Below are 25270 nucleotides of genomic sequence, written 5' to 3' on the forward strand. Positions count from 1 at the left end.
CGAGTTCCGGGGCGCTCAACGACAACGGTGTGGTCACGGGATGAGCATAGCCGCATCGCCGAGCACCGTGAGCGCAGCCTGGGGCAGCACGCCCAGGGCGATCGTGGCCAGGACGGCCATGGTGATCGCGGCCGCGGCCATACCCTGGGAGTCGACGACGGTGACGCCCTCGCCCTCGGGGGTGCGGAAGTACATGAGCACGACGAGCCTGAGGTAGAAGAAGGCCGTGGCCGCCGAGCTCGCGACCGCGATGACGACGAGCCAGGTCGCCCCACCGCCGATACCGGCTGCGAAGAGCTGGAACTTCCCGATGAAACCACCGGTGAGCGGGATGCCCGCGAAGGACAGCAGGAAGACCGTCATGGCACCGGCGAGCCAGGGGCTGCGACGGGCCAGGCCCCGGTAGTCGTCCAGGCCGGTGGCTTCGGCCCCCGCTCCCCCACCGTGGGACTCGCGCACCAGGGAGATGACGCCGAAGGCGCCGACCGTGGCGATGCCGTAGGCCAGGCAGTAGAAGAGGATCGCCAGGATCGCGCGCTGGTTGTAGGCGATGATGCCGATGAGCATGTATCCGGCGTGGGCGATCGCGGAATAGGCGAGCATGCGTTTGACGTCGCGCTGGACGATGCCGACGACGGTGCCCACCACCATGGTGAGGATGGCGATGGCCCATAGGGCGGGGGCCAGATCCCAACTCAGCCCCCCGCCGACCATGTAGAAGAACCTCACGAGGGTGAGGAAGGCGGTGGCCTTGACCCCGGCGGCCATGAAGCCGGTCACCGGGGTGGGGGCGCCCTGGTAGACGTCCGGGCTCCAAGCGTGGAAGGGCGCGGCGGCGATCTTGAAGAGGAGGCCCACGAGCACGAGGGTGACCCCGGCGAGCACGAGCCAGTCGACGCCCGCGATGGCGCCGTCCACGGCCGAGGCGAGCCCCGGCTGTACCCGGACCCCGTTCTGGAGGTCGTTGTAGAACACGGAGCCGGAGGCGCCGTAGAGGAGGGCGGAGCCCATGAGGAGGAAGGCCGAGGCGAAGGCGCCCAGGACGAAGTACTTCATGGCGGCCTCCTGGCTGAGCAGGCGGCGGTGGCGGGCCATGGCGGCCATGACGTACAGCGGCAGCGAGACGAGTTCGAGCATGACGAACAGGGAGATGAGGTCGCTGACCACCGGAAAGAGCATCATGCCGGCCAGTGAGAACAGCGCGAGGGGGAAGACCTCTGTGGCCAGCCACCCGGCGTGGATGGACTCGCTCTCCTCGGCGCTGCCGGGCCGGTCGGCGGCCTGCGCGGCGAACGCGGAGTCTCCGATCTCGGTGCGGTCTGAGATCACGAGGATGGACAGCAGGCCGATGATGAGCACGATGCCCTGGGCTGCGATGCCGAAGTTGTCCTCGTTGAAGCCGATGACGGGGTAGCCGGGGGCCCTGCCGTCGACGACGACGCCCCAGCGCCACACGATGGCGACCATCGCGCCGAGGATGGCCAGGACGGCCAGCGCCGTCTGGGCGAGGTGCCGGGCGCGGCGCGGCATGAGGGCCTCGATGAGCACGCCGAGGATGGCGGCTCCCAGGATGATGAGGACCGGGACGAGGCCGGCCCACTGGATGGACGGGGCGGTGAAGCTCACTTGCTGCTCCCTTCCGTGACGGGGGCCGTGGCGGCGGGCTGAGAACCCGCCCCGGTCATGGTGGCGGCGGTCTGGGCCCCGACGCCGTCGAGGATGCCGGTCAGGCTGGCGGGCGCCAGGCCCAGGACCAGCATGGCGACGAGGATGGGGGCGACGACGACGCGCTCACGGCCGTCGAGGTCCTGACTGCCGACGCGCTCCGGGGCCGGCGCCCCGGTGAAGACCCTCTGGTAGGGCAGGAGCATGTAGACAGCGGCGATGATGACGCCCAGCAGCGCGAGGAGCCCGTAGACGGGCTTGGCCGAGAAGCTGCCGGTGAGGACCATCCACTCGGGGACGAAGCCGGACAGGCCCGGCAGGGCGATGGACGCCAGGCCGGAGAAGAGGAAGGTCCCGGCGATAAGCGGCATCACGCGGGCGATGCCGCCGAGTTCGCTGATGCGCACGGTCCCGGTGCGCCGGGCCATGAAGCCGGTGATGAGGTAGAGGCCGGCGATCGACAGCCCGTGGGCGACCATGTAGACCATGGCGCCGACGGCGGCGATCTGGTTGCCGATGAAGATCCCCAGCACCATGAAGCCGAAGTGGCTGATGGACGTGTAGGAGATGAGCCGGTAGAGGTGGTCCTGACCAATGGCGGCGAGCCCGCCGTAGATGATGCCGACGATCGCCAGGGGCAGGATGACCGGCGCCGCCCAGCGGGAGGCCTCGGGGAAGAGCGGCAGGACGATCGCGATCATCCCGTAGGTGCCGATCTTGTCCAGGACGCCGATGAGCAGCACTGAGGTGCCCGGAGTGGCCTGCTCGGCGGTGTCGGGCAGCCAGGTGTGCACGGGCACCATCGGGGCCTTGACAGCGAAGGCGATGAGGAAGGTGACGAAGATGCCCCGGGTGACGCCCGTGGAGGAGGTGAGCCCCTGGGACAGGTTCTCGATGAGGTAGTTCCCCTCGCCGCCGGGGCCGTACACGGCCAGGGCAACGACGCCGATGAGCATGACGAGGCCGCCGGCCAGGGAGTAGAGGAGGAACTTGATGGCGGCGCGGCGCCGGTCGGGCCCCCCGTAGCGGCCGATAAGGAAGTAGACGGGCAGGAGCATCGCCTCGAAGACGAGATAGAAGAGGAGGACGTCACGCGCGGTGAAGATGACGATGATGAAGGCCTCAAGGGACAGGATGAGCCCGGCGAAGCCGGCCTGGTTGTCCGCGGGGATCTCGCCCCAGGAGGCCAGGAGCACGATGGGCACGAGGAAGACGGCCAGCAGGAGCATCGCCAGGCCGAGGCCGGTGACGCCCAACGCCCAGGAGGCGCCCATGGCCGGGATCCACTGGTGGGTCTCGGCGAGCTGGTAGACGGTCCCCGCGTGGGGGTCGAAGAGGATGGCAGCCCAGATGCCCAGGCCGAGCTCGACGAGCGCGATGACCAGGCCGAGCCCGCGCGCCTGGCCCCGCAGGGCGGGAACGGCCAGGAGCAGGGCCCCGATGAGGGGGACCAGCACCATGAGGGAGAGCACCGGGTAGGGGCCTGTGGCGACGGTGAGTGTCTGCATGTGGCGGTGTCCTCTCAGAACCTGGTGGCCAGGACGGCGATGAGGGCCAGGACGGTGCCGGCGGCCATGTAGCCGGCATAGGAGCGCACGTACCCGGACTCGGTGCGGCCCACGAGCCGGCCGAGTGCCGCGGTGCCGCTAGCCAGGCCCTCGACGGCGCCGTCGACGACGTAGCGGTCCGAGGCGTTGGCGGCTAGGACGAGGCCCTGACCGGGCCGCATGGCGATGGCCTCGTTGATCGCGTCCTGGTGCATGTCCTTGCGCGCCGCCTCGACGAGCGCGTTGGAGGGCTGGACGACGGTGGCCACGGGCCGGGCGGCGTACATGAGCCATGCGACGAGCGCGCCCAGGATGACCAGGGCCAGCGTGGCACCCATGATGATGGTCTCGGGCAGCACCGGCTCGCCGTGCTCGGCGTGGCCGGTGACCGGCTCTAGCCAGGTGACGAAGGTGTCCCCGGCGGCTAGGGCGCCGCCCAGACCCAAGGAGAACACCGACAGGATGAGCAGCGGGAGGGTCATCATCCATCCCGACTCATGCGGGTGGACGGGGCCCTCGATGTCCTTCTCGGTGGTCCAGCGGGCCTTGCCGTGGAAGATCATGAAGAAGAGGCGGGACATGTAGAAGGCCGTGATGCCAGCGCCCACGAGGGCGATGGAGCCCAGGATCCAGGGCTTGGCGCCCTCGCCGATGAAGGCGGCCTCGATGATCTTGTCCTTGGACCAGAAGCCGCTGAAGGGCGGGATGCCGAGGATCGCGAGCCAGCCGATGCCCATGGTGGCCCAGGTGATCGTCATGGCGGCGCGCAGCGCCCCGAAGCGGCGCATGTCGACCTGGTCGCTCATGGCGTGCATGACGGAGCCCGCCCCCAGGAACAGTTGGGCCTTGAAGAAGCCGTGGGTGAGGAGGTGGAAGATCGCGAAGGCGTAGCCGATGGGGCCCAGGCCCGCGCCGAGCATCATGTAGCCGATCTGGCTCATGGTGGAGGCGGCGAGCACCTTCTTCATATCGTCCTTGGCGCAGCCGATGATCGCGCCCAGGAGCAGGGTGATGGCGCCGACGATCGCGACCGCCAACTGGGCGCTGGGGGCGCCGCCGTAGATGGCGCCCGAGCGCACCATGAGGTAGACGCCGGCGGTGACCATCGTGGCGGCGTGGATGAGGGCGGACACCGGCGTCGGGCCGGCCATGGCGTCGCCCAGCCAGGCCTGCAGCGGGAACTGAGCGGACTTGCCGCAGGCGGCCACGAGGAGGAAGAAGCCCATGGCCGTCAGCCAGCCGGTGGTGACGCTGCCGCTGGCGGCGGCCGGCAGGACGGCGTCGAAGGCCACGGAGTGGACCTGGGAGACCATCGCCATCATGGCCGCGAGGAGGCCCATGTCCCCCACGCGGTTCATGATGAAGGCCTTCTTGGCCGCGGTGGCGTTCTCCATGCTCTTGTCGCGCGCGGCGCGCGGGTCGTCCGCGTCAGCGGTATTCCAGAAGCCGATGAGGAGGTAGGAGGCCAGGCCCACGCCCTCCCAGCCGACGAACAGGGCGATGTAGGAGTCGCCGAGCACGAGGGTGAGCATCGCGGCGATGAAGAGGTTGAGGTAGGCGAAGAAGCGGCGGCGGTCGCGGTCGTGGCTCATGTAGGCCACCGAGTACAGGTGGATGAGGGAGCCGACGAAGGTGACCAGGCCGACGAAGGTGAGGGACAGCGGGTCGATGCGCAGGCCGACGTCGATGCGCAGGCTCCCGGCGCTGAACCAGTGCCAGAGCTTGGCGCTCATGATTCGCTGGCCCTCGGCCATGCCCGCGACCTGGGCGATGATCGTCAGTCCCAGGACGGCGGTGAAAACGGCGGCAGCCAGGCCCAGCCAGTGGCCCCAGGAGTTGGAGCGGCGCCCGGCGATCAGCAGGATCGCCGCGCTGGCGGCGGGCACCGCGATGAGGAGCCAGGCCAGCGCGGCGGCGCCGGTGGCGGCGTGGGTGGCATGCCCGGCGGAGGCGGCTGGCGCCAGCGCGAGGGGAAGTGCGCCCATCATGCTCACATCAGCCCCTTCAGTTCTTGAGCAGGTTGATGTCGTCGACCGACACTCCCCTGCGGGTTCGGAAGATGGACACGACGATGCTCAGCCCCACGACGACCTCGGCGGCGGCCACGACGATGACAAAGAAGGCGAAGATCTGCCCTGTCAGGTTGCCGTGGAGGCGCGAGAAGGTGACGAGCACGAGGTTGACGGCGTTGAGCATGAGCTCGACGCCCATGAGCTCAATGATCGCGTTGCGGCGCAGCAGCACGGTGAGCGCGCCGAGAGAGAACAGGATGATCGCCAGGATGATGTAGAACCCGATGCTCACTTGTCCTCCTCCTTCGCCTCGGTCTGGCTGGGTTCCGCGCCCGCGGTCTCGGGAGGGGCCGGGGCGGCTATGGGCTGGCTGACCACCGGGGCGGCGGCGCCGGGCATGGAGGCCATGCCGGATTGGGCGACGCGCGCCCCGGAGCGGGCGCGGATCTGGCCGGCCCGCGCGGCGGCCGCGGTCTCGGGGGAGACCTCGGCCAACTCGTAGCCGAGCTCCCGGGCGCGCAGGACGCGGGGGATGGACTCCTCGACGGCGGTGCCATCGGCGTCCAGGGCGGGGGCGGCGGCGGAGTTGGTGGCGGCGTAGACGCCGGGCATGGGCCGCTGACCGGGGTGGGTGCCCTTGATGGCGTAGTCGCGCAACTTCTCCTGGGCGATCGTCGCCTGGGAGCGCCTGGGGCGGATGCGCTGGCGATGCGTGAGGGTCAGCGCTCCCAGAGCCGCCACGATGAGGAGCATCGCGGTGAGCTCCATGGTGACCACGTGACGGCTGAACAGGGCGGCGGCGAGCTCGGCCGGATCGGAGGCGGAGCCGAGGCCGGCGGGGCGGGGCAGGGGGGTCCGCCAGACCGTCACGCCGAGGGCGCCCGCCAGAGCGACCCCGACGAGGGCGATGAGCGGGACCTGGGACCTGGAGGAGGTGGCGCCCACGGGCTCCTCGCCGCCGACTCCGACGAGCATGATGACGAACAGGACGAGGGTCATGATGGCGCCGGTGTAGACCACCACCTGGGTGACGCCCAGGAAGGGGGCCTCGTTGGCGATGTAGAGGATCGCCAGCCCGATCATGATGACGATCATGTTGACCGCGGCCGCAACGGCGCGCTTGGCGGTCAGCAGGCCGATGCCGCAGGCGATGGTGACCAGGGCGACGACGCCGAAGAGGATCGTCTCCCCGAGGGTCACCGCCCCGGAGCCACCGGGGGCCGCGGGCGCCAGCGGGAGGAGGAGGGTGGGTGAACTCATCGCACGGCCTCCTTCGGCCTGGCGGGGGCCTCCACGACCTTGACGGTGGCCAGGGTCGGGTCCTCGGGTCGGTGGGCGCGCACCCAGTCGGCCTGCGCCCGCGTCGGCCCGGTGACGGCGCCGCGGTAGTAGTCGCCGTCCTCAGTACCCTCGACCATGGGGTGCGGGGCGTCCAGGGCGCCGTCGGGGACGGGGGCCAGGAGGTCGTCCTTCTCGTAGATGAGGCCGGTGCGGGTGGGGCCGACCAGCTCCTCGATCTCGAGGGTCATGGTCAGGGCCCGGGTGGGGCAGGCCTCGATGCACATGCCGCAGAAGATGCAGCGCAGGTAGTTGATCTGGTAGACGCGGCCGTAGCGCTCGCCGGGCGAGTACTGCGCGCCGGGGGCGTTGTCCGCGGCCTCGACGTAGATGGCGTCGGCGGGGCAGGCCCAGGCGCACAGTTCGCAGCCGATGCACTTCTCCAGGCCGTCGTCGTAGCGGTTGAGCTGGTGGCGGCCGTGGTAGCGCGGCATGAGGTTGGCCGGCTCGAAGGGGTACTGCTCGGTGACCGTGGGCCGGAACATCGAGGAGATCGTGACCCCGTACCCGGCCACGGGCGCGAAGGCCCGGGCCAGGGGGCCGGGAGCGTCGCGCAGCCACCGGTCGTGCTCGGAGGCGCGCGGGGTGGGGTTCAGGTCAGTCATCGGTCCCCTCCTGGGAGGTCGCGGCGGACTGGGCGCCGGCGGGTCCGACTGCGGCGCCCGCTGGTGCGAGGGAGGTGGCCGCCGCGGCGCGGCGGGCCCTGGGCGTGACCGGCAGGCTCTGACCGGGCAGCGGCGGAACGGGGTAGCCGCCCGCGTAGGCGTCGAACTCCTCGCCGGGGGCCACGAGGTCACCAGCGCCCTGGCCCGCGCGGGCACCGTCGGCCGCGCCGTCGTCGCGGGCGGGCAGGAGGAACAGGATGAGCATGGCCACGAGGAAGACGACGGCCAGAACCATGAGCAGGCCGCGGGTAGAGCCGCCGGAGAAGGCGCGGTAGCCCTGGACGACAGCCACCAGGACGAACCATCCCAGGGAGACCGGGATGAGGAACTTCCAGCCGAGCTTCATGAAGTGGTCGTAGCGAATGCGCACGAGGGTGCCCCGGGTCCAGATCATGAAGAACATGACGGTCCAGACCTTGGCGATGAACCAGAGCATCGGCCACCAGCCCTCGTTCGACCCGGGCCACAGCCATCCGAAGCCGGAGTGCCAGCCGCCCAGGAACAGGGTGACGCACACGGCCGAGACGTTGAACATGTTGATGTACTCGCCCAGGAAGTACCAGGCGAACTTCATCGAGGAGTACTCGACCATGTGGCCGGCGACGAGCTCGCCCTCGGCCTCGGGCAGGTCGAAGGGCAGGCGGTTGACCTCTCCGACCATGGAGACGACGTAGATGAGGAAGCTGGGGATCATGGCGATGCCCCACCACAGTCTGTCTTGCGCGGCGACGATCCCGGATGTGGACATCGTGGCCGAGGCGAGGAAGACCGTGAGGATCGACAGGCTCATGCTCAACTCGTAGGAGATGACCTGCGCCGCGCTGCGCACGGCGCCCAGCAGCGGGTAGACGGAGTGAGTGGACCAGCCGCCCAGGATGATGCCGTAGACGCCGAAGGAGGTCACGGCCAGCACGTAGAGGATCGCCACCGGGAAGTCGGCCATCTGCAGGGGCGTGTGGTGGCCAAAGATGGAGACCTCGGGCCCGAAGGGGATGATCGCGTAGACCATGAAAGCCGTGAAGGCCGTGAGGATCGGCGCCACCAGGTAGAGGAGTTTCTCGGCGCCGCCGAGCCAGAAGTCCTCCTTGAGGATCAACTTGGTGGCATCGGCGAGGGCCTGGAAGAGCCCGAAGGGGCCGTTGACGTTGGGGCCGGGGCGCGTCTGCATGCGGGCCAGGCCACGGCGCTCGACCCATAGGACCATGATGACGGACAGGATGAGGAAGGCCAGGAGGAAGAGGGCCTTGATCAGCGTGAGCCACCAGGTCTCCCCGCTGAAGTCGGCCTTGACTCCCCCGCTCGCGGCGACGGGCAGCGCCGCCGGGGCGAGGATGAGTGACGCGGTGCTCATCGGACCACCTCCGCAGTGGGCGTGTTGGGCTGGGCGGCGCTGCCGGGGGTCCCGGCCGCGCCGCTGATGGGGAGCGACACGCGCACGGGCGAGCCGTGGTGCGCGCCGAGGCTCTGGCGCACGGTCGAGCCGGCGGAGCACTCGGGGAGCCAGACGACGCCGTCGGCGACTCCCCCGATGACCGCGGGCAGCGCGATGGCACCGGTGCTGGTGGTCACCTCGACGACCTGCCCGCCGGTGACGCCCAGCCGGGAGGCGAGGTCGGCGCCGAGGCGGACCACGGGGCGCAAGGCGGTGGCGGCCAGGAAGGTCTCGCCGTCCTGGAGGCGTCCAGCATCGAGCATCGGCTTATGCGTGGCCAGCACCGCGGGCAGGCCGGAGGGGGCCGACGACGCCGCCTCGGACTCGTCCCCCGCCTCCTGGGCGGGGGCCTCGCTGAAGGCGACGGCGGGGCGGGCCCCGGCCCACAGGCCCAGGCCGGCGAGCTCAGCGTGGAGGGTCTCAAGGCTGTCCACGCCCAGGTCCGCGCCCATCTCCGCGGCGAGCATGCCCAGGACCTGGCGGTCGGTGCGGGTGCGCGAGACGTGGGCCTGCCCGAAGGGGCGCACGCGCCCCTCCCAGTTGACGAAGGTGCCGTTCTTCTCCACGGGCGGGGCCACGGGGAGGACGACGTCGGCGTGCTCGGTGACCTCGGAGCGGCGCACCTCCAGCTGCACGGTGAAGGCAGAGGCGGCCAGGGCCGCGCGGGCCAGGCCCGGGTCGGGGAAGTCGCGCAGGTCGACGCCGCCGATGACGAGCCCGCCCAGCGCGCCGTCGGTCAGGGCCGTGAGGATGGCGGTGGTGTCGCGGCCGGGGGCCTCGGGGAGGAGCCGGGCGCTCTCACCGGTGGTGGGGATCCCCCAGGCGGTGGCGACCTGCTCGCGGGCGGTGGCGTCGGCGACGGGCCGCCCGCCGGGAAGGAGGAAGGGCAGGGCGCCGGCCTCGATACCCCCACGCTCACCGGCGCGGCGCGGCACCCAGGCCAGGCGCGCGCCGGTGGCGGTGGCCAGGGTGTCGATGGTGGTGAGCAGGCCGGGGACGGCGGCGGCGCGCTCGCCGACGAGGATCGTGGCGCCGTCGGCCTTGAGGGCCTCGACGAGCGCCGGATGCGTCTGGGCCAGGAGGGCAACGGCGCGGGCCTCCTCGCCGGGAGCGACGAGGATGGACTCGGCGCTCATCTTGGCCTGGCCGGGGGTGAGCACGCTGGTGAGGGAGGCGACCCGAACCCCGCCGGCGCGCACGCCCTTGCGCAGGCGCAGGAAGAGCGAGCCGCACTCGTCCTCGGGCTCCAGGCCGACCAGGAGGACCTGGCCGGCGGTCTCGAGGCTGGTGTATGTGACGGCGCCCAGGCCCGTGCCGGCCACGCGGGCGGCGAGGAAGGTGTCCTCCTCGGCGCTGTGGTCGCGCACGCGCTGATCGATGTCGTTGGTGCCCAGCACCGCCCGGGCGAAGCGGGACCAGGCCCAGGCGTCCTCCAGCGTCAGGCGCGCGCCGGGCAGGAGCCCGACCCCGCCGTCGGCGGCGGCGCGCGCCAGTCCCCGGGCGGCCACGTCGAGGGCGTCGGACCAGGAGGTGGGCACCAGCTCGCCGGCCTCGTCGCGCACGAGCGGCGTGGTCAGGCGGTCGGGGGCGGTGGCCCAGGGGAAGGCGAAGCGGTCCTTGTCGGTGATCCACTCCTCGTTGACCTCGGGGTCATCGCCGGCCAGGCGGCGCAGGACGGTGCCGCGGCGCATGTCGACGCGGATCGCGGAGCCGGAGGCGTCATGCTCGGTGACCGAGGGGGTGGACACGAGGTCCACGGGGCGGGCGCGGAAGCGGTAGCGCGCGGAGGTGAGGGCGCCCACCGGGCAGATCTGGATGATGTTGCCCGAGAAGTAGGAGGCGAAGGGGCGCCCGGAGACATCGAGGTCGCCGCGGCCCGGGTCGATCGGCCCGGGGGCCAGGCCGTCGGCGGCGCCGGGGTCGCCCGAGGGGCCGGCGAGGCCCTCGGCGGGCATGAGGCCGTGTGCGCCGCGGATCGACTGGGCGCCGGGGGCGCCGGGCGCGTCCGGGTCGAGGAAGTCGAGGACGGTGGAGTCGAAGCGGCCGATCTGCTCGGAGTAGAGGCCCCCGCTGTGCCCATCGGTGGCGGGGTGGCCGCCGCCGCGCCCCTGGAGGGCGATGAAGCGGTCCCCGGCGATCTCGTCGGCGAAGCGCACGCAGCGCTGGCACAGGATGCAACGGTCGCGGTCGAGCAGGACGTTGCTGGTCAGGCGCAGGGGCTTGGGGAAGGTGCGCTTGACGTCGGTGAATCGAGTGACGGACTGCGCGCCGGTGCTCATGAGCTCCAGGGCCTGGTTCTGCAGGGGGCACTCACCGGCCTTGTCGCAGATAGGGCAGTCCAGGGGGTGGTTGATGAGAAGGAACTCCATGGTGCCGGCCTGGGCCTTGGCCGCCACCGCGCTGGTGGCCTGGGTGGAGATCTCCATGCCCTCGGTGGCGGTCATGGCGCAGGAGGGCTGGGGCTTGGGCATGGGCCGCACATTGCCCTCACGGTCCGGCATGGCGACCTCGACGAGGCACTGGCGGCAGTTAGCCGAGGGCCCGAGCAGGGGGTGGTCGCAGAAGCGCGGGATGCGCACGCCGATCCGCTCCGCGGCGCGGATGAGCAGCGTTCCCTTGGCGACCTCGACGGGGACGCCGTCGATCGTGATGTTGACCATCTCAGTCATGACTCACCTGGCGCTTTCGAGGATGGAGGAGGCGCGGTAGGGGAAGAGCTCGCGGGCGGGCGTGGTGTAGCCGGCCTCGAACTCATCGCGGAACCGCTTGATGCCGGACAGCACCGGGGTGGCCGAGGCGTCACCGAGGGCGCAGAAGGAGCGCCCGGCGATGTTGCTGGCGATGTCCTCGAGCTTCTCGACATCGCCGGGGATGCCCTTGCCGGCCTCAAGGCGCAGCATGATCTGGCGCATCCAGTAGGTGCCCTCGCGGCAGGGGGTGCACTTGCCGCAGGACTCGTGCTGGTAGAACTCCGTCCACCGGGCGACGACGCGCACCACGGAGACGGTGTCGTCGAAAACCTGGAGGGCGCGGGTCCCCAGCATTGAGCCGGCGCCGGCCACCGATTCGTAGTCGAGGGGGACGTCGAGCTCGTCGGGGGTGAAGATCGGGGTGGAGGAGCCTCCGGGCACCCAGAACTTGAGGCTGTGGCCGGGCCGGATGCCGCCGGCGAACTCGATGAGCTGGCGCATGGTGATGCCGAAGGGGGCCTCGAACTGGCCGGGGCTCACCACGTGCCCGGACACGGAGAAGATGCCGTGGCCCTTGGAGCGCTCGGTGCCCATGGCGTTGTACCAGTCGGCGCCCTTGGCCAGGATCCCGGGCACGGAGGCGATGGTCTCCACGTTGTTGATAACCGTGGGCCGCCCGTAAAGGCCGGCGACGGCGGGGAAGGGCGGCTTGAGGCGCGGGTGGCCGCGGCGGCCCTCGAGGGAGTCGAGCAGCGCCGTCTCCTCACCGCAGATGTAGGCGCCGGCGCCGGCGTGGGCGACGATCCGCAGCGGCTGCTCGCCGTCGAGCCCGAACCCGGTGGAAAGCAGACCGGAGTCGGCAGCCTCGCGCACGGCGGCCAGCAGGCGCCGGTAGACGTGGGTGACCTCACCGCGCAGGTAGACGAAGGCGAGATCCCCACCGATGGCGCGCGAGGTGATAGCAATGCCTTCGATGAGGGCCTGGGGGTTGGCCAAGATGGTGGGGATGTCCTTGCAGGTGCCGGGCTCGGACTCATCGGCGTTGACGACGAGGTAGCGGGGCGCCCCATCCATGGGGGGCAGGAAGGACCACTTCAGGCCCGTGGGGAACCCGGCGCCGCCGCGGCCGCGCAGGTTGGAGCCCTTGACCAGGCCGATGAGCTCCTCGGGGCTCATGGTCTTGGCGCGAGCCAGGCCCTCGTAGCCGCCCACGGAGAGGTAGTGCTCCAGGGTCCAGGATCGGTCCTCGCCCCAGTGCTCGGTGAGCACGGGGGTGAGTGTGCCCGGCGCGGTGAAGGAGGGGCCGGCGGGTTGGGAGGCGTCGACGGCGTTGGTGCTCACTTGGTGTCCTCCTTCGGGCTGGTCCAGCCGTTGGCCGCGGCGATGCGCCGGCCGAGGAGGCTGGGCTCGCCTGCCGAGGGGCCCTCGTCGGCATGGCCGTCCTCGAATCCGGCCAGGACGCGCTCATTGGCGCGGAAGGTCGGCAGGGCGTCCGGCCCGCGCGTGGGGCGCGCGCCCTCGCCGCCCTCCAGCGCGTCGATGAGGGCGACGGCGGAGGCGGGCGTCTGGTTGTCGAAGAACTCCCAGTTGACCATGACGATGGGGGCGTAGTCGCAGGCGGCGTTGCACTCGATGCGCTCCAGGCTGATGCGGCCGTCCTCGGAGGTCTCGTCGGAGCCGAGCCCGGTGCGCGCCGACACCGCCTCCCAGATCTCATCCCCGCCCATGACGGCGCACAGGGCGTTGGTGCACACGCCCACGTGGTACTCACCGGCGGGGTGTCGGCGGAACTGGCTGTAGAAGGTGGCCACGGCGCTCACCTCGGAGCGGGTGAGGCCCAACTCCTCGGCGCACAGGGCGATGCCCGCGGGCGAGACGTAGCCGTCGACGCTCTGGATGAGGTGGAGCATGGGGATGAGCGCGCTGCGCTGGTGCTCGGCGGGGTAACGGCTCTTGATGGCCTCGATGTCGGCGAGCAGCTGGGCGGCGACGCCCTCATCCCAGGCGGCGGTGAGGGCCGCGGGGATGGCGGGAATGGCGGCCTGATCGGCCGCGGGTGCCGCGGTGGTCGGGTTCGTGCTCATCAGCGGTCCACGCCTCCCAGGACGGGGTCGATCGAGGCCAGGGTCGGCACGAGGTCGGCGATCATGCCGCCCTCGGCCATGAGGGCCAGGGACTGCAGGTTGGAGTAGGAGGGGTCGCGGAAGTGGACCCTGTAGGGGCGGGTGCCGCCGTCGGAGACCGCGTGGACGCCCAGGATTCCCTTGGCGTGCTCCACCTTTTGGAAGACCTGGCCCGCGGGGACGCGGAAGCCCTGGGTGACCAGTTTGAAATGGTGGATGAGGGACTCCATGGAGCTGCCCATGATCTCGCGGACGTGCTCGAAGGACTGGCCCTGGCCGTCGGTGGCGATGGCCATGCGGGCGGGCCAGGCGATGGTGGGGTCGGCCACCATGGTGGTGTTCGAGGGGTGGTTGCCGCGCGCGGCGATGGCGTCGAGGCGCTCCAGGCACTGCGAGACGATCTTGAGCGACTGGTAGCACTCGTCGACGCGCATGCGCAGGCGGGTGTAGCAGTCGGAGCGGTCGTAGGTGGGGACCTCGAAGTCGTAGGTCTCGTAGCCGCAGTAGGGGTTGGTCTTGCGCAGGTCGAGGGGGTAGCCGGCGGCCCGCAGGCAGGGGCCGGTCAGCCCCATGGCCATGGCGCCGGCCAGGGAGATCTCGCCGACTCCGATGAACCGGGACTTCAGGATCGGGTTCTCCATGAGGAGGAGTTCGAGCTCGTGGAGGTCCTTCTTCATATCCGGCATGACCGAGCGCACGAAGTCGGTCAGGCCCTCGGGAAGGTCCTGGGCGAGCCCGCCGGGGCGCACGTAGGCGTGGTTCATGCGCAGGCCGGAGACCATCTCGAAGACGCGGAGGATGTTCTCGCGGCAGCGGAAGGCGATGGTCATGAGCGTGGTGCCGCCCATCTCATTGCCGCCGGTGCCCACGGCCACGACATGCGAGGCGATGCGGTTGAGCTCCATGAGCAGGACCCTGGTGACGGTGGCCTTCTCGGGGATGTCGTCCGTGATGCCCAGGAGCTTCTCGACGGCGAGGGCGTAGCCGACCTCCTGGAAGAAGGGGGCGACGTAGTCCATGCGGGTCACGAAGGTCTCGCCCTGCACCCAGGTGCGGTACTCCATGTTCTTCTCAATGCCCGTGTGGAGGTAGCCGGTGCCCACGCGGACCTCGGTGACGGTCTCGCCGTCGATCTCCAGGACGAGGCGGAGCACGCCGTGGGTGGAGGGGTGGACGGGCCCCATGTTGACCACGATCCGGTCGTGCTTGAGGCGGTCGGCCTCATCGCGGGCGGCGATCTGGGCGACGACGTCATCCCAGTCACCCCCGGACAGGGTGTACTGCGGGGCGCCGTCGGCGAGGTCGTCGGTGGCGGGGCCGGCGGCGGTGAAGGCTGCGGTGGTGCTCATCAGCGGTACGACCTCCGGGTGTCTGCGGGCGGGGTGGTGGCGCCCTTGTACTCGACGGGGATGCCGCCGAGCGGGTAGTCCTTGCGCTGGGGGTGGCCGACCCAGTCGTCGGGCATGGCCGAGCGGGTCAGGTGCGGGTGGCCGTCGAAGACGATGCCCATGAGGTCCCAGGTCTCGCGCTCGTGCCAGTCGTCACCGGGGTAGAGGGAGACGATCGAGGGCACGTGGGGGTCGGACTCGGGGCAGGTGACCTCCAGGCGGATCATGCGCGCGCCGTGGGTCAGGCTCATGAACTGGAAGCAGGCGTGCAGCTCGCGCCCGGCCAGCTGGGGGTAGTGGACGCCGCTCACGCCCAGGCACAGCTCGAAGCGCAGGTCCTGGTCGTCCCGCAGGGGGGCGACGACGTCGAGCAGGTGCTCGCGGGCGATGAACAGGGTGAGCTCGTCGTGCTCGATGACGACCTTCTCGATGGCGGCGGCCGGGTCGACGCCGGAGGCGCGCAGGTCCTCGATGAGGGCGTCCACGGCGTCGTCGAACCAGCCGCCGTAGGGGCGGGAGGCGGCCGGCGCCAGGGTGACGGCGGACTGAGTGAGGCCGTAGCCGGTGGTGTCGCCGGAGTCGGCGGCGCCGAAGTGCCCGCTGTGGCGCGAAACGACCTCGACGCGCAGCTCGGGGCGCACCGGGGCGCCCGCGATCTCGGGCACCGCGAGCCCGGCGGGGGCGGAGGCGAGCTCCTCCGAGGGGGCGCCGTCCTTCGGCGCGGTGGTGTCACTCATGCGAGCTGGCCCTTCATCTCGGTCACGGGAGTGGCGGCGAGGGCGGCGGCCTCGACGGCGCGCGCGATCTCCTCGCGGTGCTTGAGCATGGGCTTGGCCTCGACCTGACGGGTGAGCTCGAGCATGGCGTTGATGAGCATCTCGGGGCGGGGCGGGCAGCCGGGCAGGTAGATGTCCACCGGGACCACGTGGTCACAGCCCTGGACGATGGCGTAGTTGTTGAAGATGCCACCGGAGGAGGCGCAGGCGCCCATGGAGATGACCCACTTGGGCTCGGGCATCGAGTCGTAGACGTTGCGGATGATGGGGGCCATCTTGTGGGAGAGGCGGCCCGAGACGATCATGACGTCGGCGTGGCGGGGCGAGGCGCGGAAGACCTCCCAGCCGAAACGGGCCATGTCGAAGCGGGGGGTGCCGGTGGCCATCATCTCGATGGCGCAGCAGGCCAGTCCCATGGTGACGGGCCACAGGGAGCGGGCCTGCCCCAGGCCGGCCAGGCGCTCAACGCTGGTGAGCAGGAAGCCGGGCCCCTCGACCGACTCGATGGCCTGGGCCGTCAGGTCATCCCGCTTGGACGGGATGGACTTCATCTTGGCGCGGTAGGCGTCCATGTTCATCGCTACTGCCTCTCTTCCGTCGCGTCCCGCTCAGTCCCAGTCCAGACCGCCGCGGCGCCATTCCAGGATGTAGGGCACCGTGATGAGGGCGATGAAGATGAGCGCGGCGGACAACCCGAAGAACCCGAGCCGGGCGAAGGCGGTGGCCCAGGGGTAGAGGAAGACGACCTCGACGTCGAAGATGATGAACGTCATACCTACCAGGTAGAAGGAGACGGGGAAGCGCCCGGTCTCGGTGTTGACGGGGGTGGGGTCGATCCCGCACTCGTAGTTGGCGACCTTGACCCGGTTGGTCCGGTTCGGGCTGATGATCGCCGACAGCGCCAGTCCACCCAGCGCGACGACGAGCGCCACCCCGGCCATGACGAGCAGTGAGACGTATGGATTCATGCTGCTGGCACCATCCTTGTCAGAAGCTGGATGAAATGGTCGACCGCGTCGCCGCCGCGGCGCTCCCACCCGTCGGACAGGAGCTTGGTGACGAGTTTCATGAGGCGCTTGCGGGGAAGCCCGTAGCGGGTGCAGATCCGCATGACCTCGGGGTGCTCGATGAGGGCGACGAAGAGGCGCCCAAGCGTGTAGTAGCCGCCCATCTCCGCGCGCAGGGCGGCCGGGTACTGGGCGAGCGCCTGCTCGCGGCCGGCCTGGGTGGAGCGCACGGCGGCCTGCGCGGCCGCCTGGGCGGCGAGACGCCCGGACATGAGCGCCTGGGCGATGCCCTCGCCGTTGAAGGGGGAGACCATGCCGCCGGCGTCGCCCAGGAGCATGAGCCCGTCGGCGTAGTGGGGTTTGCGGTTGAAGGCCATGGGCAGGGCGGCGGAGGCGAGGCGCCCGATCTGGTTGTCCTGCGTGAAGCCCCACTCGGCCGGGCAGTTCGCGATCCAGCGGGCGAAGGCGCCGCGGTAGTCGATGCGGGTGGTGGCGGCCCGGGAGGAGACTGAGCCGAGCCCGACGTTGACGACGCCGTCGCCCACGGGCCAGATCCAGCCGTAGCCGGGCAGGAGGTCGGACTCGCCGGGCTTGCCGTCCCACAGTTCGAGCTGAGACTCCATCCACTCGTCGCTGGCGCGCGGGGAGCGGAAGTAGGCGCGCACGGCCACACCCAGGGGCCTGCGCTCGTTCTTGGCGCGGCCCACGGCCGTGGCCAGGCGTGCGGAGACACCGCCGGCGTCGATGACGAGCGGGGCGGACAGGCGCGCGGGGGCCTCGATGCCGGGGGCCTCGACGCGGGCGCTGGGCTTGGCCTCGACTCCGATGACGCGCCCCGAGGGGGTCATGACCGGGCCGGTGACGGTGACGCCGGTCAGCAGCCGGGCGCCGGCGCGCTGGGCATGGGCGGCCAGGTCCGCGTCGAGCCGAGCGCGGGGGCGGGCCATCCCGTAGGAGGGGAAGGAGGCCTGCTCGGGCCAGGGGAAGGTGAGGCGGTGTCCGCCGCCGATGACGCGCAGGCCGACGTTCCGCTGCCAGCCGGTGGTGTCCACGGCCATGGAGGCGAGCTCGCGCACGGCGGAGGGGGTGAGGCCGTCACCGCAGACCTTGTCCCGGCCGAACTCGCCCTTCTCCACCAGGAGCACGTCCAGGCCGAGGGTGGCCAGGTGGTAGGCGGCCGATGAGCCGGCGGGTCCGGCGCCCATGACGACGACGTCCGCGGCCAGGTCACTCCCGCGCGCAGGCCGCTGCGCCGTCGGGGCGCTGTGGCTCGTGGGGGTGATCGTCATCGGTCAGTCTCCTTCGAGGATCTCATGCCATGGCCCTGAAATAGGGCGTCCGCGGCGCTCTCGGCGCGGGCAATGGGCCATGTGACCCATCCGGCACGGCGGGCCTGGGAAAATCCTAGCGAGATGACACCGTGGTCTCGGTCCTCGATCACTCCGACCAGCCCATCAGCGGAATCACAACGATTCAGGCGCCCCTCTGTGACCGGAGACAAGTCATCGGACAAGTGAATTACGTCCGTTTCTCGTATCCAAATACCACATTTTCCTAGGACCAGGGTCCCCCATGACGCCACCGCCCGAGCCAGCCGGCGCGGCGGGGATGGCGGCGACTTCCTGGAATGATGGGGCCATGAGCCGAGCCTCCCTCTCCAAGGACCCCCGCGAGGTCGCGGGCATGTTCGACGCGGTCGCGCACCGCTACGACCTCACCAACGACGTCATGAGCCTGTGGCAGGTGCGCATGTGGCGGCGAGTCACCCGCGCCGCCGTCGCGGCCCGCCCCGGGATGCGGGTCCTCGACCTCGCCGCCGGCACCGGCACCTCGGCCGTGGAGTACGCGGCCGACGGGGCCGACGTCGTCGCCTGCGACTTCTCCCCCGGGATGGTCGCCGAGGGGAGGCGCCGCCACCCGGGGATCGAGTTCGTCGAGGGCGACGCGATGGACCTGCCCTTCGCCGACGAATCCTTCGACGTCGTCACGATCTCCTACGGGCTGCGCAACGTGCAGGACACCTCCAAGGCCCTGCGCGAGATGGCGCGCGTGACCCGGCCGGGCGGGCGCATCGTCATCGCCGAGTTCTCCTCCCCCACCTGGCGGGCCTTCCGCACCGCCTACCGCTTCTACCTCGGCACGGCCCTGCCGGCCCTGGCCCGCCTCGTCTCGTCGAACACCGAGGCCTACGACTACCTGGGGGAGTCGATCCTCGCCTGGCCCGACCAGCGCGCCCTGGCGGCGCTCATGCAGGAGGCCGGGTGGCGCGGCGTGGGCTACAAGAACCTGTCGGGCGGGATCGTCGCCGTCCACCGCGCCGCCAAGCCGCGACCGTGAGCGGCGCCGCGCCCTTCCGGCGCCCCGGGACGCCGCGGCCACTGGCCCTCGCCGCCGCCGAGGCGGCCGCGCGTCCCCCGCGCCTGTCGTTCCTGACCACCGCGCTGCCGCCCGGCGCCCTCGATGGCGCGGAACTGCTCGACCTGCTCACCGGGCGCGACGACGTCGTCTCCTGGGTTCACGAGGGGCGGGGCCTGGTGGGGCTCGGCCGGGCGCTGGTCCTGGGCGCGCGGGGGTCGGGGCGCATCGAGGAGCTGCGCCGCGCCTGGCGGGCGACGGTCTACGCCTCCTGGTGGCGCGATCCGTTGGTCCGGCCGGGCACGGGGCCGGTGGCGGTGGGGACGATCGCGTTCTCGGACCGCTCGGCGGCCGAGTCCGTGCTGCTCGTGCCGGAGGTCATCGTGGGCGCCGATGAGAGCGGGGCCTGGATGACGACGGCGGTCCGGGCCCCAGTCGGGGGCGCCCCCGGGGTTGGCGGGGCGCCCGCGGAGCACCCCGACCATGGCGCGCTCCTCGCCGAGATACTGGAGACGGCGTCGGCGGCGCCCGAGGCCGGCGCCGACCGCGGGCGGGCCCTCGTGGAGCTCGGCGCCCTGGATGAGGCGGACTGGCGCGCGGCCGTGGACGTCACCCGCGAGCGCATGCGCGCCGGCGAGGCCCGCAAGGTCGTCCTGGCCAGGGATGTGCTGGTCACTCCGGGCCAGGCCCTTCCCGCGGGGACGATCCTGGGCAGGCTGGGACGGGCGTACCCGTCCTGCTGGACCTTCGCGGTCGATGGGATGCTCGGCGCCTCACCGGAGATGCTGCTGCGCCTGGCCGGCCGCAGGCTGACGAGCCGCGTGCTGGCTGGGACGGCCCGCCGCCACCCGGGCGACACCCCCAGTCGCACCGCCGAACTGGCCGCCTGGCTGGAGGGCTCGGAGAAGAACAACCGGGAGCACGCCCTGGCGCGGGCCTCGGCGATCGAGGCACTCATGCCGCTGTGCTCGGTGGTGGAGGCGCCCGAGCGATTCCTCCTGGAGCTGCCCAACGTCCTGCACCTGGCCAGCGATATCACCGGCGTGGTGGCAGGGGACACGGGCGCCCTGTCCCTCGTGGGGGCCCTGCACCCCACCGCGGCGGTGTGCGGCACCCCGCGCGGCGCGGCGGGCCGGATCATCGAAGAGGTCGAGGGCATGGACCGCGGGCGCTACGCGGGGCCGGTGGGCTGGGTGGACTGGCATGGCGAGGGCGAGTGGTGCATCGCGCTGCGCAGTGGTTCCATCGCCGCGCCCGGCGGGCCGGTGAGGGTCTTCGGGGGCGGCGGGATCATGCCGGACTCCGATCCCGACGATGAGCTCGCCGAGACCCGCGCGAAGATGCGCCCCATGCTCGGCGCCCTCGGCGCCCTCCCCATCGCCGAGACCGGTCGAAAATAGGAGCGAGACCGGTCCCGGCGACGTGGTTCAGGAGGTCTTCTCGGCGAGAGTGACCTTGATCTCCTGAGACTTGCCGCCCCTGATGACGGTGAGCGTCACCTCGTCCCCAGCGGAGTACTGGCGGACGAAGCCGGTGAGCGCTGCGGCCTGGTTGGTCTTCTTGCCATTGATCGCCGTGATCACGTCGCCCTGCTTGACGCCGGCGTTGGCCGCGGGAGAGCCCTGCTCCACACTGCCGACCTCGGCGCCGGCGCGCAGGACGCCGTCAGCCTCAGCGCCGCCGTCACCGATGCTCACCCCCAGGTAGGCGTGCGACGCGCTGCCAGTGGCGATGAGCTGGTCGGCGACCTTCTGGGCGAGCTTGACGGGGATCGCAAAACCGATGCCGATCGACCCCGCCTTCTCGCCCGAGGAGCCGGAGCGCCCGGTCGAGGCGATCGAGCTCGTGATGCCGATGACCTTGCCACTGCCGTCGAAGAGCGGCCCGCCGGAGTTGCCGGGGTTGATGGCGGCATCGATCTGGATGGCGTTGGTGTAGACCTGCGAGGTGGGATTCTTCCCCCTGTCGAACAGGTTGTTGAGCAGCCCGCCGAGGTCCCCCGACTGCGGTCCCTGCTGGGACGGATCGGAGCCCTTGGAGGGATCCCCGGTGTCCTCCCGGGTGGTCACCACGGGGCGGTCGAGCGCGGAGATGATGCCGGTGGTCACCGTGGAGGACAGGCCCAGCGGGTTGCCAATCGCCATGACGCCCTGGCCGGTCGCGAGGGAGTCCGAGTCCCCGATCTGCGCCACGGTGAGGTCGCTCGGGGCGTCCTTGAGCTTGATGACGGCCAGGTCCGTGCTGGCGTCCGTGCCGGTGACCTCGGCGCCGTAAATGCGCCCGTCGGCGAGGGTGACCATGATCTTCGAGGCCCCCGCGACCACGTGCTGGTTCGTGAGGATGTGCCCCTTGGAGTCGTAGATGACGCCGGAGCCGACGGCGCCGCTGTTCCCCACGGACACCGTGATGGACACGACTGAGTTCGACACGGCGGCGGTGACGGCCTGCCAGTCCGGGGTCGTCCCCTGGGAGGTGACGGTCTGCGTGGTGGAGCCGGTCGCGACGGCGGTGGGCGAGGAGCCGGCGCTCTTCGGGGTGGAGGCGCCATCGGTGTCGTGGCGGAAGGCGGCGAAGGTACCCCCGGAGGCGAGCAGGGCGGCGGCCACGGTCATGGCGATCATGGAGCCCCAGCCGGGCCCCCGCCGCTCCTTCGTGGGGGCCGCGGGGACGGGGGCCCCGCCGTCGACGGCGCTCATGGCCGGCGGCACCGCGAAGGCGTCGGTGGTGGGCGCCGCGAAGGCGTCGGTGGTGGGGTAGTGGCCCGGCTGAGAGCCCGGACCGAAGTCGTAGCCGGCGGGGGCGGTGGGGGCGGAGGTGTAGGTCTCGGTGGGCGCGGCGGGATCGGTCATGCGCGCCGCCGCGGGGACAGAGCTGTCTGCGGGGGCGGGGTCGGAGGGAGCCAAGCTGTGCGGATTGGTGGCGCTGGCGCCACCAGTCGGCTGCCCGTTCGACTCGTCGTAGTTGCTCATGGTCTCCTCTGAACCTCCTGGATGGGGCGCGCGCCTGATCGACCCGCGTCATCAACTGCTGTCTGCCGCATGGTAGACCGGGGAGACTGTGTCTTCTCTTCTCGCCACCTGTGGCCGGGCTGTGCGCGTTCTCCCCTCATCAGTGATCTCCCTGGCAGCAAGGCCCGTTACAACTTGGTATACCGGCGCCCAGGACGGGCTCAGGCCAGGGCGACCCGTATCACGCTCAGCCCGCGCACCGGCTCCGCCAGGGCGCGCTCGAGGGCGCGCGCGTCGCCCGCCTCATGAACAGCCACGCCCAGGGCCCGGGCCAGGGCGGTGATGCTGCCGCACTGAGGGGTGGCGAAGAGGCGGGCGAATCGCTCATCCCCCGGCACTCCCGCGTACTCCAGGCCCTTGAAGATGGCGCCGCCGGCGTCGTCGAGGACGATGACCTGGAGGTCGGGCTCACGCTCATGCTCGCCGCGGCCGAGCGACATGGCGTCGTGGAGGAAGGCCAGGTCCCCCATGACCGCGCGAACCGGCCCTCCCGAGGCGAGCGCCAGGCCACTGGCGGTGGCGATCGTCCCATCGATGCCGGCCAGGCCCCGGTTGGCGACGGCGGTGGGCGCGGGCGCGCCCACGGGCGCGAGCCGGTCGAGACGACGAATCGTCATGGATGAGCCGACGACGAGCAGGGGGGCCTCGGCGCCCGCGCGATCGGGGGCGCAGGAGGCCCAGACGGCGAGGGCGGCGTCGTCCGCGGTGAGTGCGCCCAAGTGGGGGGCATCGGCCTGCGCGGGGGAGCCGGCCCCGGCGCCGAGCGGCGCCGAGAGAGGGTCGAGGGCGCAGACGGCGCTCGTCCAGTCGGCCGCCCAGGCACGCCCCCCGCCCCCGAGGAGGCGCGCGATCCGCTCCGCCTGGCCCGCCCGGCCGCCGGGGGTGCCGGCGGGCTCGACGGCGATGACGCGCCCCGCGGTTCCGGCGACGTCGGTGATCCTGGCCCGATCGGCCAGGACGCTGATCCGGGCGTCGTGGCGGGCCAGGAGCGCGCTGATGGGCCGGCTGAGGCTGGGGTGGCCGACGACGAGGATGCGGCGCACCCTCGATGCCAGGTCGCGCCCGGCGGTGGTGGCGAGCAACTCGGCGTATCGGGGCTGCGCGGTGGAGCCATGGCGCGCGCCCGAGGTCGGCTCGGCCAGGAGCGGCCATCCGAGACGCTCGGCCGCTCTCGCGGCGAGGTCGCCGAGGGCGGGGTCGGGGCAGTCGCCAGCGACGACGAGCCCGGGGGCGCTACCCCCCTCTCCCGTGGCGGGGGCGGCGGCCTCCCAGACGGCGTGCGGCGCGGGGGCGGGGGCCTCCCAGACAGCCGGGCCCGCGAGGGCGGCGCGCGAGGGCGGCTCCCCCAGGATGGGCCCTCCGCCCGGCGTGAGCGGCGGGCGGAATCGGGCGTTGATGTGGGCGGGGCCCGGATCGCGGGTCAGCGTCCCGGCGGCGGCGAGAACGGCCCTGCGGACCTGCCCGGTGATGGCCGCCCGCCCGGGCTCCTCACCCAGTCCGGCCGGGCCGGGGGCCGTGAGATCGGCGGGGATGTCGACGGTCGCGCGCGGAGCGAGCGCGAAGATGCCCGCCTGCGCGGTGGTCTGGTTGGCGCCAGTGCCCACGAGCTCGTGCGGGCGGTCGGTGGAGATGACGACCAGCGGGATGCCGGCGGCATCGGCCTCAGCGAGCGCCGGGTGGAGGTTGGCCACGGCGGTGCCGGAGGTGGTCACGACCACGGCGGGGGCGCGCCGGCCCTCCAGGAGGGCCGCGCGGCTCATGCCCAGGGCGGTGAAGCCGGCGCTGCGCTCATCCAGGACGACCCGCAGGCCCAGGAGCCCGGCGGCCTCCGCCTCGGCCAGGGCGTAGGCCATGGGGGCGGATCGCGATCCGGGGCTGAGGACCGCCCAGCGGACGCCCGTGGCCACCAGGGCCTCCACGATAGCGGCGGCAGCGGTGAGTGAGGGGGGTTGCATCGGTCCTCGGCTTCGTCGTGAGCGCCGTCGGCGCCGGTCAGATCGGAAGGCCACCGACGGCGGTCGAGGCGTCGCGCGCCTCCCGCTCCCGTCGGGCGGTCAGGGCCCCGAGCATATGGGCGAAACGGGACTGCCACTGGGAGACGGTCTCCTCGCCGGCGAGCACGGCGCCGAGGATCGCGTTGGACAGGTGGGGCGCGCGCACCGGGAGCGAGCCGCCCGCGGGAATGGCGGAGGGAACGGCGACGTCGCGCGAGAGCAGGCGGATCGTGCCCAGCCCGCAGGCGCGCCCGAGCACGGGCAGCGCCGCTGCCAGCCGGGTGCCCTCGGAGATGCCGATGGTCGTGTCCAGGGAGGAGGAGACGACGGCGGGCAGCCCGAGCCGCTCGGCCATCGCGAGGGCGCGGGTGACCCCTCCCAGGGGGGCGACCTTGAGGATCGCCAGGTCGGCAGCCCGCAGGCGGGTGACGGCGAGGGGGTCCGCTGACAGGCGGATGGACTCGTCGGCGGCGATCGGCACGCTGAGGCGCTTGCGCAGCGCGGCGAGGTCGTGGACGTCGGAGCAGGGCTGCTCCACGTACTCCAGGCCCGCCGCGGCGCGGTCGAGGATGGGGATGTGGCGGGCGGCGGCGTCGAGGTCCCAGCAGCCGTTGGCGTCGATGCGGATACGGCCCTCGGGGCCGAGGGCGTCCCGGACGGCCTCGAGCCTCTTGATGTCCTTGCGCATCGAGTCGCGCCGCCCGGCGACCTTGACCTTGGCGGTGCGGCAGCCCGAGGCGACCACCATCTCACGGGCCCGCTGCTCCCCCACCTCGGGGATGGTCACGTTGACGGGGATGTGGGTGCGCACGACGGGGTGCTGGGGGGCAGGGGCGCCTCCGGGTCCGATGCCGGTGGCGGCCTCAAGGGCCGCGGCGAGCCACGGCGCGGAGGCGTCGGCGTTGTAGTCCCAGAAGGGGGCGGCCTCGCCCCAGCCCGCGGGGCCGTGGATCAGGACACCGTCACGACGCGTCAGACCGCGGAAGCGGGTGGTCAGGGCGATATCCCAGACGACGATCCTGTCGATGTCAGCCAGGAGGCCGGTGCGGTCATTCTCCCGGAGAGCCCCCAGGTCGAGCTCTCCGCGGATCCGCGCATGGGAAGTGGGAGTCACGCCCCCAGGATAGCCAGAGGTCCGCGGTTCCAGGGCTCGCCGTCTCCAGGCCATGGGGAGCCCCGGGTCGGAGTCCCAGGTCATGGAGCGCCCGGCTGTGTTGCGCGCCCGGGGGCAACCCGGTGCGAGCCGCGGGGATCCGTGGCATCCTCGATC

20 protein-coding genes are annotated in these 25270 nt (G+C 71.8%); 2 read left to right on the plus strand and 18 right to left on the minus strand.

Annotated elements, in window-relative coordinates; genetic code table 11:
• Window positions 1-33: 33 nt before the first annotated feature.
• The 15 genes from nuoN to GVV75_RS02615 are packed head-to-tail and all read right to left on the minus strand — an operon-like array spanning window position 34 to window position 17932.
• Complete coding sequence (nuoN, locus tag GVV75_RS02545; protein WP_159523628.1) at window positions 34-1626, minus strand: NADH-quinone oxidoreductase subunit NuoN; 1593 nt, start codon at window positions 1624-1626, stop codon at window positions 34-36.
• Complete coding sequence (locus GVV75_RS02550) at window positions 1623-3173, minus strand: complex I subunit 4 family protein (protein WP_159523630.1); 1551 nt, start codon at window positions 3171-3173, stop codon at window positions 1623-1625. The genes nuoN and GVV75_RS02550 overlap by 4 nt, the downstream gene beginning before the upstream one ends.
• A 14-nt stretch (window positions 3174-3187) precedes the next feature.
• Complete coding sequence (gene nuoL / locus GVV75_RS02555; RefSeq protein WP_159717050.1) at window positions 3188-5197, minus strand: NADH-quinone oxidoreductase subunit L; 2010 nt, start codon at window positions 5195-5197, stop codon at window positions 3188-3190.
• 19 nt (window positions 5198-5216) lie between these two features.
• Window positions 5217-5516 carry an NADH-quinone oxidoreductase subunit NuoK gene (nuoK, locus tag GVV75_RS02560; protein ID WP_159523634.1) on the minus strand — a complete coding sequence of 100 codons (300 nt, stop codon included), beginning with the start codon at window positions 5514-5516 and terminating at the stop codon, window positions 5217-5219.
• Entirely contained in the window at window positions 5513-6484 is a 972-nt protein-coding gene (locus tag GVV75_RS02565; RefSeq protein WP_159717052.1) for an NADH-quinone oxidoreductase subunit J, read from the minus strand. Before GVV75_RS02565 ends, nuoK begins: the two co-directional genes overlap by 4 nt.
• Window positions 6481-7167: an NADH-quinone oxidoreductase subunit NuoI gene (nuoI, locus tag GVV75_RS02570; protein WP_159523638.1), complete on the minus strand. Its 687-nt coding sequence runs from the start codon at window positions 7165-7167 to the stop codon at window positions 6481-6483. The genes GVV75_RS02565 and nuoI overlap by 4 nt, the downstream gene beginning before the upstream one ends.
• Window positions 7160-8578 (minus strand): NADH-quinone oxidoreductase subunit NuoH, encoded by a 1419-nt coding sequence (gene nuoH, locus GVV75_RS02575; RefSeq protein ID WP_159523640.1) that lies wholly within the window; start codon window positions 8576-8578, stop codon window positions 7160-7162. The genes nuoI and nuoH overlap by 8 nt, the downstream gene beginning before the upstream one ends.
• Entirely contained in the window at window positions 8575-11328 is a 2754-nt protein-coding gene (locus tag GVV75_RS02580) for an NADH-quinone oxidoreductase subunit G (RefSeq protein ID WP_159717054.1), read from the minus strand. The genes nuoH and GVV75_RS02580 overlap by 4 nt, the downstream gene beginning before the upstream one ends.
• 3 nt (window positions 11329-11331) lie before the next feature.
• A complete protein-coding gene (nuoF, locus tag GVV75_RS02585) occupies window positions 11332-12690 on the minus strand; it encodes an NADH-quinone oxidoreductase subunit NuoF (protein WP_159523644.1) in 1359 nt (452 codons plus the stop codon).
• On the minus strand, window positions 12687-13433 hold the full coding sequence (nuoE, locus tag GVV75_RS02590; protein ID WP_235905277.1) for an NADH-quinone oxidoreductase subunit NuoE: 747 nt from the start codon (window positions 13431-13433) through the stop codon (window positions 12687-12689). Before nuoE ends, nuoF begins: the two co-directional genes overlap by 4 nt.
• The gene (locus tag GVV75_RS02595) at window positions 13433-14821 is read right to left on the minus strand and encodes an NADH-quinone oxidoreductase subunit D (RefSeq protein ID WP_159717056.1); all 1389 of its coding nucleotides are present in this window, start codon (window positions 14819-14821) and stop codon (window positions 13433-13435) included. The genes nuoE and GVV75_RS02595 overlap by 1 nt, the downstream gene beginning before the upstream one ends.
• Window positions 14821-15597, minus strand: a complete 777-nt coding sequence (locus GVV75_RS02600; protein ID WP_159717058.1) for an NADH-quinone oxidoreductase subunit C — start codon at window positions 15595-15597, stop codon at window positions 14821-14823. The genes GVV75_RS02595 and GVV75_RS02600 overlap by 1 nt, the downstream gene beginning before the upstream one ends.
• Window positions 15594-16214: an NADH-quinone oxidoreductase subunit B gene (locus GVV75_RS02605; protein WP_159523650.1), complete on the minus strand. Its 621-nt coding sequence runs from the start codon at window positions 16212-16214 to the stop codon at window positions 15594-15596. Before GVV75_RS02605 ends, GVV75_RS02600 begins: the two co-directional genes overlap by 4 nt.
• A 30-nt stretch (window positions 16215-16244) precedes the next feature.
• Window positions 16245-16604, minus strand: coding sequence for an NADH-quinone oxidoreductase subunit A (ndhC, locus tag GVV75_RS02610; RefSeq protein WP_159523652.1), 360 nt, complete (start codon window positions 16602-16604; stop codon window positions 16245-16247).
• The gene (locus tag GVV75_RS02615; RefSeq protein WP_268891828.1) at window positions 16601-17932 is read right to left on the minus strand and encodes a geranylgeranyl reductase family protein; all 1332 of its coding nucleotides are present in this window, start codon (window positions 17930-17932) and stop codon (window positions 16601-16603) included. Before GVV75_RS02615 ends, ndhC begins: the two co-directional genes overlap by 4 nt.
• Window positions 17933-18281: 349 nt before the next feature.
• On the opposite strand from GVV75_RS02615, the gene GVV75_RS02620 reads away from it, so the two are divergent.
• Complete coding sequence (locus GVV75_RS02620) at window positions 18282-18980, plus strand: demethylmenaquinone methyltransferase (RefSeq protein WP_159523654.1); 699 nt, start codon at window positions 18282-18284, stop codon at window positions 18978-18980.
• Complete coding sequence (locus tag GVV75_RS02625; RefSeq protein ID WP_159813344.1) at window positions 18977-20398, plus strand: isochorismate synthase; 1422 nt, start codon at window positions 18977-18979, stop codon at window positions 20396-20398. Before GVV75_RS02620 ends, GVV75_RS02625 begins: the two co-directional genes overlap by 4 nt.
• A gap of 27 nt (window positions 20399-20425) precedes the next feature.
• On the opposite strand, the gene GVV75_RS02630 is transcribed toward GVV75_RS02625, so the two are convergent.
• The 3 genes from GVV75_RS02630 to GVV75_RS02640 form a co-directional block, all read right to left on the minus strand.
• Window positions 20426-21967: a S1C family serine protease gene (locus GVV75_RS02630; protein ID WP_159625623.1), complete on the minus strand. Its 1542-nt coding sequence runs from the start codon at window positions 21965-21967 to the stop codon at window positions 20426-20428.
• 200 nt (window positions 21968-22167) lie between these two features.
• Complete coding sequence (menD, locus tag GVV75_RS02635; protein ID WP_159813346.1) at window positions 22168-23961, minus strand: 2-succinyl-5-enolpyruvyl-6-hydroxy-3-cyclohexene-1-carboxylic-acid synthase; 1794 nt, start codon at window positions 23959-23961, stop codon at window positions 22168-22170.
• A gap of 37 nt (window positions 23962-23998) precedes the next feature.
• Window positions 23999-25114, minus strand: coding sequence for an o-succinylbenzoate synthase (locus tag GVV75_RS02640; protein ID WP_159523662.1), 1116 nt, complete (start codon window positions 25112-25114; stop codon window positions 23999-24001).
• Window positions 25115-25270: the final 156 nt, after the last annotated feature.

It is taken from the genome of Actinomyces sp. zg328 (genome assembly GCF_009829635.1).
In the GTDB taxonomy this organism is placed as follows: Bacteria; Actinomycetota; Actinomycetes; order Actinomycetales; family Actinomycetaceae; genus Actinomyces; species Actinomyces marmotae.

Bases quoted from the DNA above. Each gene is read 5' to 3' on its own strand.
- GVV75_RS02550 (WP_159523630.1), bottom strand. From the start codon at position 3,173: ATGCAGACACTCACCGTCGCCACAGGCCCCTACCCGGTGCTCTCCCTC.
- nuoL (WP_159717050.1), bottom strand. From the start codon at position 5,197: ATGGGCGCACTTCCCCTCGCGCTGGCGCCAGCCGCCTCCGCCGGGCAT.
- GVV75_RS02565 (WP_159717052.1), bottom strand. From the start codon at position 6,484: ATGAGTTCACCCACCCTCCTCCTCCCGCTGGCGCCCGCGGCCCCCGGT.
- nuoI (WP_159523638.1), bottom strand. From the start codon at position 7,167: ATGACTGACCTGAACCCCACCCCGCGCGCCTCCGAGCACGACCGGTGG.
- nuoH (WP_159523640.1), bottom strand. From the start codon at position 8,578: ATGAGCACCGCGTCACTCATCCTCGCCCCGGCGGCGCTGCCCGTCGCC.
- GVV75_RS02580 (WP_159717054.1), bottom strand. From the start codon at position 11,328: ATGACTGAGATGGTCAACATCACGATCGACGGCGTCCCCGTCGAGGTC.
- nuoE (WP_235905277.1), bottom strand. From the start codon at position 13,433: ATGAGCACGAACCCGACCACCGCGGCACCCGCGGCCGATCAGGCCGCC.
- GVV75_RS02595 (WP_159717056.1), bottom strand. From the start codon at position 14,821: ATGAGCACCACCGCAGCCTTCACCGCCGCCGGCCCCGCCACCGACGAC.
- GVV75_RS02600 (WP_159717058.1), bottom strand. From the start codon at position 15,597: ATGAGTGACACCACCGCGCCGAAGGACGGCGCCCCCTCGGAGGAGCTC.
- GVV75_RS02605 (WP_159523650.1), bottom strand. From the start codon at position 16,214: ATGAACATGGACGCCTACCGCGCCAAGATGAAGTCCATCCCGTCCAAG.
- ndhC (WP_159523652.1), bottom strand. From the start codon at position 16,604: ATGAATCCATACGTCTCACTGCTCGTCATGGCCGGGGTGGCGCTCGTC.
- GVV75_RS02615 (WP_268891828.1), bottom strand. From the start codon at position 17,932: ATGACGATCACCCCCACGAGCCACAGCGCCCCGACGGCGCAGCGGCCT.
- GVV75_RS02620 (WP_159523654.1), top strand. From the start codon at position 18,282: ATGAGCCGAGCCTCCCTCTCCAAGGACCCCCGCGAGGTCGCGGGCATG.
- GVV75_RS02630 (WP_159625623.1), bottom strand. From the start codon at position 21,967: ATGAGCAACTACGACGAGTCGAACGGGCAGCCGACTGGTGGCGCCAGC.
- menD (WP_159813346.1), bottom strand. From the start codon at position 23,961: ATGCAACCCCCCTCACTCACCGCTGCCGCCGCTATCGTGGAGGCCCTG.